This window comes from Lactobacillus sp. UMNPBX6, from assembly GCF_002553975.1.
GTDB lineage: Bacteria > Bacillota > Bacilli > Lactobacillales > Lactobacillaceae > Lactobacillus > Lactobacillus gallinarum.
Window position 1 is genome coordinate 1 of the sequence record NZ_PCZD01000054.1, and the last position, 11,175, is coordinate 11,175.

General features: G+C 37.5%; 8 protein-coding genes, 1 pseudogene and 1 other annotated feature. Of the genes and pseudogenes, 3 read left to right on the plus strand and 6 right to left on the minus strand.

Annotated features, from left to right (window positions below; translation table 11 throughout):
- Window positions 1-180: 180 nt before the first annotated feature.
- Window positions 181-412: a binding site (T-box leader), on the minus strand.
- Between the two features lie 54 nt (window positions 413-466).
- Window positions 467-2,773: an RNA polymerase recycling motor HelD gene (gene helD / locus CP357_RS08205; RefSeq protein WP_098037031.1), complete on the minus strand. Its 2,307-nt coding sequence runs from the start codon at window positions 2,771-2,773 to the stop codon at window positions 467-469.
- Between the two features lie 169 nt (window positions 2,774-2,942).
- Here helD and CP357_RS08210 point away from each other — a divergent pair, with 169 nt between their 5' ends.
- On the plus strand, window positions 2,943-3,629 hold the full coding sequence (locus CP357_RS08210) for a M57 family metalloprotease (RefSeq protein ID WP_098037032.1): 687 nt from the start codon (window positions 2,943-2,945) through the stop codon (window positions 3,627-3,629).
- Window positions 3,630-3,689: 60 nt separating this feature from the next.
- Window positions 3,690-4,340 carry a histidine phosphatase family protein gene (locus tag CP357_RS08215; RefSeq protein ID WP_025006015.1) on the plus strand — a complete coding sequence of 217 codons (651 nt, stop codon included), beginning with the start codon at window positions 3,690-3,692 and terminating at the stop codon, window positions 4,338-4,340.
- A 57-nt stretch (window positions 4,341-4,397) separates the two neighbouring features.
- Here CP357_RS08215 and CP357_RS10620 read toward each other — a convergent pair whose 3' ends face one another.
- From CP357_RS10620 to CP357_RS08240, 5 genes are all read right to left on the minus strand, one after another.
- Window positions 4,398-4,535, minus strand: coding sequence for a hypothetical protein (locus tag CP357_RS10620; protein ID WP_233187002.1), 138 nt, complete (start codon window positions 4,533-4,535; stop codon window positions 4,398-4,400).
- Window positions 4,536-4,754: 219 nt separating this feature from the next.
- Complete coding sequence (locus CP357_RS08225; RefSeq protein ID WP_098037033.1) at window positions 4,755-6,554, minus strand: FtsX-like permease family protein; 1,800 nt, start codon at window positions 6,552-6,554, stop codon at window positions 4,755-4,757.
- A 12-nt stretch (window positions 6,555-6,566) separates the two neighbouring features.
- Window positions 6,567-7,316, minus strand: a complete 750-nt coding sequence (locus CP357_RS08230; protein WP_087176928.1) for an ABC transporter ATP-binding protein — start codon at window positions 7,314-7,316, stop codon at window positions 6,567-6,569.
- A gap of 144 nt (window positions 7,317-7,460) precedes the next feature.
- A complete protein-coding gene (locus CP357_RS08235) occupies window positions 7,461-8,732 on the minus strand; it encodes a hypothetical protein (protein WP_098037034.1) in 1,272 nt (423 codons plus the stop codon).
- Between the two features lie 133 nt (window positions 8,733-8,865).
- The gene (locus CP357_RS08240; RefSeq protein ID WP_013085678.1) at window positions 8,866-10,272 is read right to left on the minus strand and encodes an ISLre2-like element ISLcr1 family transposase; all 1,407 of its coding nucleotides are present in this window, start codon (window positions 10,270-10,272) and stop codon (window positions 8,866-8,868) included.
- A 154-nt stretch (window positions 10,273-10,426) separates the two neighbouring features.
- Between CP357_RS08240 and CP357_RS08245 the strand changes: the two are divergent.
- Window positions 10,427-10,918 (plus strand): annotated as a pseudogene (locus CP357_RS08245) (hypothetical protein); the annotation flags it as partial.
- Window positions 10,919-11,175: the final 257 nt, after the last annotated feature.

An 11,175-nucleotide genomic window follows, 5' to 3' on the forward strand; every position in this document is an offset into this window, starting at 1 on the left:
CAAGAAAAAGACGGTCAAGCAACTCAAATTAAGAGTTGGATTGATCGTCTTTTGGTATCTGAAAGTTAGTTTTTTCCCAGACACGAACTGATCGTGTTTCCACCTCATCTTCGCATCTGCTCACGCAAAATGCCTCACTAGGTTGATTATCTTAAAAAAAACCCCCCATAGCCAATTGGCTACGAGGGCGAATGAAATCGCGATTCCACCTCATATTCACAGGCTATTCACATAACCTGCCTCAATAAGTTAATAATCAACCTTTAGCTATAACGGGCTATCCCGGGTCTTCCTACTCAATTCAGAAAATCAACTCACAGATGTGACTTCGGATTAGCTCGTGTTTCATTTCCACCATCAGAAACTCTCTATTACAGCAGCTAGCCTTACTGCTTCTGTTCTAAGTTGTTTTTAATATTGCTATAAATCTTATAAGATTAATTAGTATTTGTCAATTATCTATTAATTACTTTTCTTCATAAGTAACTGGATCCACATCTAAAAGCGGACTCTTTTCACCAGTGTAAATCACGTCTAACTTGTACATAGCACGAGATGTAATCGTGTAAACAAGTTGCGTTTCATCTAATTGATGATAATTCTTTTTATTTGCGCCCCACATAACTACAGCATCAAACTCTAGTCCTTTAGCCAAATATGATGGAATAACCAAGGTGCCATCAACTAAACGCTGGTTAGCCGTCGCAATCAAAGTGGATTTTTCACCTTTTTCGCTCAACTTTTCATGGACAAATTTAGCACCAGCCAAATCCTTCGTAATGATAGCAGTAGTCATCTTGCGCTTTTCATTATCACGTAAAACATCGACTAAAACATCAATTGCCTGTTCATCGCTATCTCTACCCCAAATCACAGGCTTTGGGCCTTGACGGTTAAAGGCTTCGATCTTTTCACCTTGACGCAAAATCTGCTTGGTAAAGTTAGTCAGTTGCTTAGTTGAACGATATGACTTAGTAAGTTGGACCACATCGATTTTTTCTGGATCAAATAAACCTGAAATCTGCTTGAGCAAACTGCGGCTTTCATCCTTAGTAAAAATAGCCTGATTCAAATCACCGAGCATCGTGAATTTGGCACGTGGGAAATTATATTTAAGGTAGGCCAATTGGAATGGCGTATAATCTTGAATTTCGTCGATGAAAGCATACCGCATTTCATAATTAGTTCTACGACCAGTAATTAAATCATACAAGTAAAGATAAGCAGAAACATCAGTGATTGCAATATCATGCTTCTTGAAATTTTCCTTAACTTCATCAATATGATGCATCCAGGCTTCTTCATCGATATTCCACTTAGCTAAATCAACCATCTTAGGCACAGCACGCAAGAAGCTTAAGTATTGCGCACGCATATTGATAAAGTGATTGTGCAAAATACGCTTGTGCACGCCCTTCAATGCCTTAAGCACAATCTTTCTGCCTAAGAATGCCTCTTCCTTAGCTTCTGATTCAAATTCTTGATCAGGTCGATCGTACAATTCATTTAACTCAGATTGACTCATCCCTTCAATGGTGCGAGCAACCCAAGCTTTTCTAGCTTCTGGCGCGATCTTGCGATTAAGCATCTTAATCAATTCTTCACGCGTTGCATCAATGCGGTTAGCCAAATTGTAATTCTCGTTATATGAGTAATAGATTTCCTTGATCTTTTCCTTATCAAAGTAAGGCTTCTTCTTGTCACGAAAATAAATATTCTTAAAGACTACACCGCGTTTATTTAAATGCTTTGCATAACGTGTTACCAAATTAAAGAAGTTAACCGAATCCTTAAATTTACTAATATTAGTATCCGCATTTTGATCTTCAAATTGTTTAAACAGGTTTTCCACATTCATCCCTGGAAGCCGGCGGGCAACAAATTGCCAGTAAGTCATCTGTACCATATTTTGTTCACCCATTTCAGGCAAAACATTCTTAATATAGTCATTAAACAATTGGTTAGGACTGAACATGATAACATCACTAGAAGTCAAATTACCACGGTAACGATAAAGCAGGAATGCAATTCTTTGCAAAATTGCACTAGTTTTACCAGAACCTGCAGCACCTTGAACGAAAAGTAAGTCAGCACTAGTATTTCTAATAATCTTATTTTGTTCTTGTTGAATCGTAGTTACGATTGATTTCATCTGAGTTGATGATTTTTCAGATAAAACCTCTAAAAGCATTTGGTCACCGATTGACTCATTGGTGTCAAACATGTTGACAATCTTGCCATCTTCAATCATGAATTGGCGTTTCTTAGTCATATCAACGGTAATTTTGCCTTCTGGCGAATTATAAGATACTTCACCTAACTTACCATCGTAATAAATTGAAGAAATAGGCGCACGCCAGTCATAAATCAAAAAGTGATCGTTTTTATCTGCAAAAGATCCCAAACCAATATAAATAGTTTCAGGCTTCTTTTCCCCTTGCTCTTTAAAATCAACTCGAGCAAAATATGGCCGTTTTTCCAGCCTTTCAACGGTATCCAATTGCTTAGCTGAATGCTGCCAAGCATGTTCGCGTTCACTTAATAATTGCTGCTGTTGATGAATCGACAAGGCGGTTTCCATTGAAGTCGAGTAACCATCATAATCCAACTTAACATCATCAAAGAAGTGTGAATTAAGATTTCTAGCTTCGCCTTCAGCGGATTTAATTGACTTTTTTAAAGATTTTTCACGTTCCTTGATTTGTTTCATAATATTATCAAGGTGTTTTTGTTCAAGTGCTTCTTCACTATTTTCATTTTTTGCTGTGGTCATTTAATCACCTTTTCTTTAAAAACTCGCATTCTATTTTATCATGAGTAGCGCTTTTTTATCATGAGTAGCGCTTTTATAGTAGTCTGCACGCTCATAGGCAAAATACAAGTAAAAATAGATGAAAACTTAAGATTTGAAGATTATAATTTCAACATTGGAGTTGAAAATTATGAGAACGTTTTTTAGAATCATCAGAAATATTTTCTTGCTTGCAGTACTCGCCTTTGCCGTTTGGTCTTATAAAAATGATTCTAACATGCGCATGGCAACGCAAGATTCTCTGACTACATTAAATTATCGCATTCAGCAATTATTAAAAAATGGAACTACTACCCCGCCTAAATTAGGCGATAAAGACACTTCTACCAGAACTGATAAAGCAAAAGATGATGATACCTTTGAAAACCGGACATGGTCAAAACCGAAAGCAAATGTTTACGTAGATGTCAAAAATAACTTACAGTTACGTTCAGCTGCAATCAATGCCATGAATGCTTGGAATCGAACCGGAGCCTTCACTTTTCACCAAATTAGTAATAAAAAGAAGGCACAAATCGTTATCAGCATTGTGGATGATAGCGACACAAATGCTGCTGGTGAAACGGCTACAACTTATAATCCAGCAACTGGACATTTATTAAAGGCAGATGTTCATCTCAACCGCTATTACTTGCAAAATGAGTGGTACGGTTACAGCAATAATCGAATTATCAACACCGCTGAACATGAACTAGGACATGCGATTGGTTTAAATCACACCAACAGCGTTTCAGTCATGTATCCTAAAGGATCAATTTACACCATTCAGCCACAAGATATCAAAAAATTGAGAAAAATCTACCACGAAAACAATTAACTTTAATTACTCCTCTCTTTTTTCTAAAATAAAGAGGAGTTTTTTGATGAGGAGAAAATTATGAAAAGAATCTATATTGTCCGTCATGGTCAAACTTATATCAATCGTTATAACAAGATGCAAGGTTGGTGTGATACCCCACTAACTACTGCAGGAATTGAAGGTGCCGAAGAAGCTGGCAAGGCATTGCACGACGTTTCTTTTGACATTGCCTTATCTAGTGATTTAAAAAGAGCTAGCGACACCTGCGAAACAATCATGAAATACAACGTTAACAAAGATGAATTGCAGCATATTGCCAGTCCATTTTTCAGAGAACAATTCTATGGCTATTTTGAAGGAATGGATTCTGAAATGGCTTGGCGCATGATCGGTGGCAGTCACGGCTACGCTACTAGACAAGAAATGTTTAAACATGAAAGTATCGATACCATTAAAGATTGGATCAAAGAAGCTGACCCATACCACCAAGCAGAAGATGCTGAAGAATATTGGTCTCGCATGGAAAATGGTTTAAAGATGATCAGTGAACTTGATGGAGCTGAAAACATCTTGTTGGTTACCCATGGCTTTACTATTAGAAGCTTGTGGTACCGTTACGGCGATAACATCCCTCTTGTACCCGGTCCAAAGAATGCCTCAATTACCGTGATGACCATGAGCGATAAAGGTGACATCAAGATCCCTATTTGGAACAAAATGCATTTATGAGCATATACAAAAAGAAGCTTAGATCAACTTGATCTAGGCTTCTCTTTTTAATGAACGCTATATCAGGATCGGGTGCTTTTGTTGCAGCCAGCCAAAGTTCAGACCAGCGAACAATGCACCACTACCGCCACCAAGAGTAAGTGGGATCTTGTGAATCGTAATTACGATAGCACCAAGCAAGATACCTATTGACATGAAGCTAACATCTGTTTTGGTTCCAGTAACTTTTTCATAACCAATTGTCTTAATGGCATTCGTTAAATAGTTTGCTGGACCAATGATTGTTACATGATCGCCAACAGTTAACCGGGTGTAGAAAGTAAGTTTTCAAATATGCATATTAAAAAAGCTGTCATTTTGACAGCTTTTTCGTATACCTAGCTTATTAACGAGTACTGATTTAAGCCTAAGATTCTACTTTTTCAGCACTATATTCTCGTATAATTTTACAGTCACAATGTAGTAAATGAAGTAAAGTACGATGAAAATTAAGAATGGTAGCCAGATGCCCATGTATGGCTTAGGTAATAATGCCTTGAACAATCTCAAACCGAAGAGAACATCGATGATACCTAGTGCTCCAGGTAAAGCAAATAGCACCCCAATTTCATTTCTAATTGATTTTCTAAGCATCTTTTCCCTAGTCCCAATCTTGTAGAGCATTTCGTAACGTACTTTGTCGCTGGCGGCGCCGCTTAAAACTTTGAACATCAAAGTTGAAGCGAGCATGGTTAGGAACGCGATTCCTAGGAAGAAACCCATGAATTCGAAACCGCTGACAGAGCCAAGCACTACTTGATAAGTAAATGGCTTAGTGTTGCTCAACACTCTACTAATCATAGGTGAAGTCATTTGAAGCTTTTCAATCTTTGTTAAAGTTGGATAGTCTTTAACAAAATCCTTAACTCTAATTAAAGTTATAAACTTCTTTTGTCCTTGAATAGTATTAAATTTAGCTGGAGAAACTAGTTCAATCTTTTTAGTGCCATTAAGTAGCATCATGCTCAAACGGGTATTAGCAGAATTACCAGGAGTAACCAAATCTTTGGTCTTGGCTACAGTTGGTGTATAAGTTGGGAAATCATTACCGTGTTGACTAAATTTAATATATTTAAATGGCTTTTTGTCGAAATCAGCCTTGTTAAAGAATAGTTCTTTCTTAGTTTCAACGTAGTGGTAAGTAGCCTTAGATTTAATATCTAACTTGTCCACATTTTTTTGCACAGCTGGTGTATTTTGCACAATCTGTGCATCATAGTAGTCGCTGACTACTGCTTGGTTCTTCAATGAATTGAAGTTAAGACCAACAGTAATCGCACCAAGAGCTAAAGCGAAAAGTAGTGAGATAACGGAAAGAATACGTGTGTAATCACGAATTCTGAATTTTAGTTGTCCAAGAGTAAAGACGCGAATGCCGCGGTAAGCGAAGCCTTTTTTCTTGAGCAAAAGATTGATGATGAGAGTGAAAAATGAATCAAAAGTGAAGTATGAGCCTGCCACGATAGTTACTAATGCTGCTGGAATGATGAAGAAAATAGCATTATCGGGCATCCCCATAATGTAATAGCCTGCTGCTAAAAGCAAAAGACCTAAGATAGCTTCAACCACGCGCAAGCCGTTCTTGCGGCTGATCTTAATTGGCTTTTGACTCTCATGAAGCAAGTCAATCACTTTACTACGCACAAGTTTATGCACATTTCTCAACGCTGCTAAAAAGAATACAACTACAAAGAAAATCAATGTCCATAAAATTGCATTAGGCAAAATTATCTGAAAGTGCGTAATATGTAAGTCTAAACTGCTAATCAATAATTTAGACACAAGAGCAGTTAAACCCAAGCCAACAATAATTCCTAAAATAGCTGCCAAAATCCCTGTTAACAAGGTTTCACAGAAAATCAGCAAACCAAGCTTAGAACTTTTTGCCCCTAGCATCATGAACATGCCATAGTCGTGCTGGCGCATGCTGAGCAAAAATGAATTCGCATAAACCAAGTAAATGAAAGTAATAATTGCGAGTAAGACAATCCCGAAGCCAAAGATGAAGCTTAAGTATTGTCCTGGTGCATTAACATCTTTACTCATGAAGCCCGGGTTAATTGCCAAGGATAAGAACATATAAAAGATTGTACTTGCAACTACCAATCCTGAAAACAGGACCGTGTAGTCTTTGAGCCGGCTTTTAATCCCGGTTAAAGATAATTTCCAAATCATTTTTCCTTCCTCCTATTCCTCAGTACCCAAGTGAGCAATCAATTCATGGTAGAAGTCTGTTCTAGATTTTTCACCTTTAATCATTTGTTCACCGATTTTACCGTCTTTGATGAATAAAATGTGATTAGCAAAACTTGCTGAAAATGGATCGTGGGTAACCATCAAAGTTGTTACGCCGTCATGCTTGTTTAAGTTTTCCATCGTGTTTAGTAATTCTCTTGCACTCTTAGAATCAAGCGCACCGGTTGGTTCATCGGCCAGTAAGATTGATGGTTCGTGAACCAAGGCACGTGCAGCCGCTACTCTCTGCTTTTGTCCCCCTGAAATTTCTGCAGGGTACTTATTCAAAATTTCTTTAATTCCTAATTTTGCTGCAATTCTATCCACAAGTGGATTAATTCTGCGTGCTGATAATCCACGCAAGCTAAGTGGTAATGCAATATTTTCTCGATTAGACAAATTTTCTAGCAAATTAAAGTCTTGGAAAATAAAACCTATTTCTTTGCTACGGAAGTCAGCCATCTGATTAGTATTCAAAGTGCTAACATCATGCTTATTAATGAAAACTTGACCCGTAGTTGGTTTATCTAAAGTTGAAAGAATGTTAAGCAAAGTCGTTTTACCAGAGCCAGAAGCACCCATGATTGCTACGAATTCACCTGCAGCCACCTTAAAATTGATGCCCTTCAAAGCTTGGTATTGTTTTTCGCCTTTTTTACCGTAAGTTTTGGTGACGTTGTCAACCACAAGAATTTCGTTCATTTTTATACCTCTTTCTCCCCAATTTGTTTTACTGTATTATTCAATTAATACACTAATATGATATTAGCCTTTTGTCAATCTATTTTTGCGTAAAAAAATAGTTCTTCACGTCTTAACGCGTGAAGAACCTTGATCTATCAACATTTAGTTGCTAGTTTTTGTTTTGATTAATTTACATTTTCCTAATGTTTGAATCTCTTGATGACCGTTTACTAGATGCAAAACTGCATCCCGGTATAACAGTTTTTCTGTCTTTTTGCTCTTATCCTTGTACTTTTTAACAAAAGTTACTTCATAATCAATCTTGCTATAATTGCGCTTACCTGGCAAAACAGATAAAACTTTGACCTTAACGGTGAACTTCTTAAGTTTCTTATCTTTCTTCCACTTCTTGATTTGTTGCTCAATCTTTTTATAATCGGCGTTTTCTTTACCATTTTCAAAATTGGTTACCATCGGCTTTTTAAAGCTGGTATACAGCATTCTCGCCGCATTTTCAACTTTAATTAAACCTGGCCAAATTGGGTTAACAATATAGTCACCTTCTGCATCTTGGTAAACGTCTTTTTCACCATTGCCTTGGTAATCTGCTGCACCATCATAATCAGTTACATCGTCTTCGCTATCGCTAAATTCCGAACTGATTGATTGTGATAAATCTGTCACATTTTCAGATTTAATGGTTTGACCATCCACCTTGCTTTTAACAAAAATTTCCATTCTCTTGGCAAGCGGGTAATCCTTAAATGTATAGTGGCCTTTTTTATTAAGAGTGGCTGCTTTATGATCATTGATATAAACTACGCCATTAGGAACGCTGCGAATTTGGAAAGTGGCGGTTTTAATTTTCATATCTACCGTCTTATTTGACCAAATATTTACAATCGAGTCAGCATCTAACTTTCTATTGTTAACCTTGGATTTAACCAAAATATGGTAACGACCTGGAAAAACTAACCCTAAATCTTGATAGTAATTCTGATTGCCGCCATTCATTTTGCCGTAATCTTCCCCGTTAACAAACAAAGCCGAATTGGCATGGTTGGTTTGAACCTGCGGACGATAGCACTGTACTCGCAACTTATATTTACTGAAAAATAAGAAATAGCGGCCAGCTTCAACTAATTGAATCTCACCATTGTCACGATCATGGCGTAAGTTAGAATCCAATTTTTTTGCAGCCGCTGCATGATTCTTAAAATAATTTTGCAACGGCTTTAAACTATAATCGGTTACCTTCATATCAGGAGTTGAAGCAATCACATATTGCGCCATCCCCGTCTTAGGGTCTTTTAAGTTGGCAACAATGCGGCTAATCTGCCGATCTCTTGTATAATAAAAATTGCCAGCGGTAATTAATCCGCCAACTAAAATCACAATAATTCCAAATAACCAAATAGTTTTACGTTTTTTCATACTTAAAACCCACCAAATTAATACTTTTAATTTAGATTAACAGGTTGAGCCAAAATAGCAACTATCTTCATTTTTGTGGTAAGTGTCAATATTTTTGCGGTAGGCTGTGAACCATTAGTCTAACCTTAATTTCTTAAATATTTATCTGATTTATTTCCCTACCGAAATCATTCAAATAGCTATGACCTGCCGTTAAACTCTCAATTATTCCATGATGAATGCCCAGATGGGTTTCATGCATCTTTCTTAGACTAGCACGAACTGCACCTTTCAATTCTTCCTGATCACCAATATCCAGCTGTCCACCAGCGAACTCACTGCTAAGCCAGTATTCCAGTTCATTGTTTTTGATACAAGTCAGTACACGCAAGATTCCTTCGGCACCATCTTCTGACCAGTATTTTCCTTGCCCTTTGACGCGATAGGTATATTTGCGATGATTGCTTTCACAGCAGCCAATTGCTTTAATTACCGACAAATGACGCATTTTGAATGGTTTTATATCCGCCCAGCGACGATGAAGATAGCTGCGCAGAAGCTTTAGGTTTTCATGATTTTCTGGCGTATTCAGTTCATCAATCAGATTGCTTTCAATCGTGTCTAAAATTACATCAGTTAAGTGACGGTCATATTTAAACTCAACTGCGCTGATCAATTTGCCTTGCATAGCTGGCATAAAGCTTAGACGGTCCTTAATTTTTTTATTCAAGTGAAAGACATCCAAGAAGTGTTCGTGCTGCCGGCAATAACCAACTATTTCATCAAAATCTTTCTTGGCATAACCGGCACCGCCATCGGCATTACTGATGATTAAAGTATCGCTTAAGTCATAGGTATTAGCTAAATAGGTTTTAATTTCTTGCAAAGCATCCAAGCGACTTAAAGAAACAAACTCTTTGGCCTGAACTCTCTTCCTGCGCTTTTGGCTTAAATTAATAATATCCTCACAGACTTGATAGCGATGAAACTCTAGCCGTTTCTTGGTGCCCTTAATCACAACACCATCGCCTTCAAGATAAAGTACTGGCACCTTTTTCCTTTGGGTAATGCCATCGTATCTTTCTTCCGACTGTTGTTGGTTTTTAATCAGTTTGCCTGCTTGAACTATCAGTTTGCCAACTTGACTATGACTAATGTTAAAACAAGAAAGGGTATTAACTGCCAAAGCAGTGTTACGGTAAGTTGCCACAGCACTAACCTGTAAAACATCCTTCACTGCTAAAACACTATAACGCTTATACTTGTCATAGCCCATCAGCTCATCCAGCGGGTATTTAGCCTTTTTGCCTGGACAAATATATCTCCTGCGCCAATAGCTAATCTCTCCAAAGACAGTTACAACTGAACGCTTATTTTTCTTTTCAATCTGATAGCCTTGCTTTTTAGTCTCCTCAACTAAACCAGCATCAACTTCTTCTAGCGCTAGTTTCATTAATTCTCTAATTAGATTAAAGAAATAGCACATTAATGCCTTTTCACGAGCAATAACATTATTTTCAGACTTAATAATTTTCACGATATCAGTTATAATAGATTCCATAAAAGACCAGCTTCTAATGTGTTTTTGTTCTTAACATCAGACTACTGGTCTTTTTGTTTTAGCTCAAGTCCAAATTCAAAGGACTTGAGCTTTTTAATTATTTATTCAACTTACCGCAAAAAATTATACACTTAGATTTTTGTGAGGAAAAATTATGGAAATTAACTTCAATTTTGTCAAAAATAGTCCAACATTTAACGAGGAATACTCTACTGCTGAAAAGATTCACAAGTTATACACAATCGATGATTATCGTGACGTCATCAGCAACTCTCGCCTTTTGCTTGAAACACTTACTAAGAAAATCTTCAAACTAGAGAATCTGAATGCTTATTATCATGTGCCAGACGGTGAATATCGCAATTTGCGCAATGACACGCATTATTTACGCGGGGAACTCGATTATCCTTTAAGCATTATGGATTTATTCGATGAAGTCCGCCGGATGGGGAATGCAGCGATCCACGATAGCAGAATCGAACCTGATAGAAAGCAGGCCTGGCGCTGCGTTTGCGACGTTCATGACATTCTAGTCTTTTTAATCAATAGCTATGATGGTCAGGATTTATATTACATTCGCCCCGACATCGCTATGGAGGCTCAAACCTCTAGTCAATTTCATACCCGTGTCAAAAATACTAAACCGCATAGTCAACTACCCTAGACTGAAGTCTAGGGCTTAGTGGCTCGCTAGCTTGTGCTAACCAGAACACCAACTTGCTTAGATACGGATTTGACTTGTCACTAATAATCTCGCAACTATTAGCGATAGAGGTCGTCTAATTACCAAAGCCTTTTGAGTCCGCGAGTTGCTAGCGGACTGCAGCCTAGCTTAGGCTGCTTTTTTCTTTTATTTTAGGATTCTGCCACTTGCCTAATCCTTTTTCTAAGATGTTCACGGCC

Excerpts from the sequence above, each read along its gene's own strand:
- CP357_RS08230 (WP_087176928.1), bottom strand. The coding sequence starts at position 7,316 with ATGAACGAAATTCTTGTGGTTGACAACGTCACCAAAACTTACGGTAAA.
- CP357_RS08210 (WP_098037032.1), top strand. The coding sequence starts at position 2,943 with ATGAGAACGTTTTTTAGAATCATCAGAAATATTTTCTTGCTTGCAGTA.
- CP357_RS10620 (WP_233187002.1), bottom strand. The coding sequence starts at position 4,535 with ATGTCAATAGGTATCTTGCTTGGTGCTATCGTAATTACGATTCACAAG.
- CP357_RS08215 (WP_025006015.1), top strand. The coding sequence starts at position 3,690 with ATGAAAAGAATCTATATTGTCCGTCATGGTCAAACTTATATCAATCGT.
- CP357_RS08240 (WP_013085678.1), bottom strand. The coding sequence starts at position 10,272 with ATGGAATCTATTATAACTGATATCGTGAAAATTATTAAGTCTGAAAAT.
- CP357_RS08235 (WP_098037034.1), bottom strand. The coding sequence starts at position 8,732 with ATGAAAAAACGTAAAACTATTTGGTTATTTGGAATTATTGTGATTTTA.
- CP357_RS08225 (WP_098037033.1), bottom strand. The coding sequence starts at position 6,554 with ATGATTTGGAAATTATCTTTAACCGGGATTAAAAGCCGGCTCAAAGAC.
- helD (WP_098037031.1), bottom strand. The coding sequence starts at position 2,773 with ATGACCACAGCAAAAAATGAAAATAGTGAAGAAGCACTTGAACAAAAA.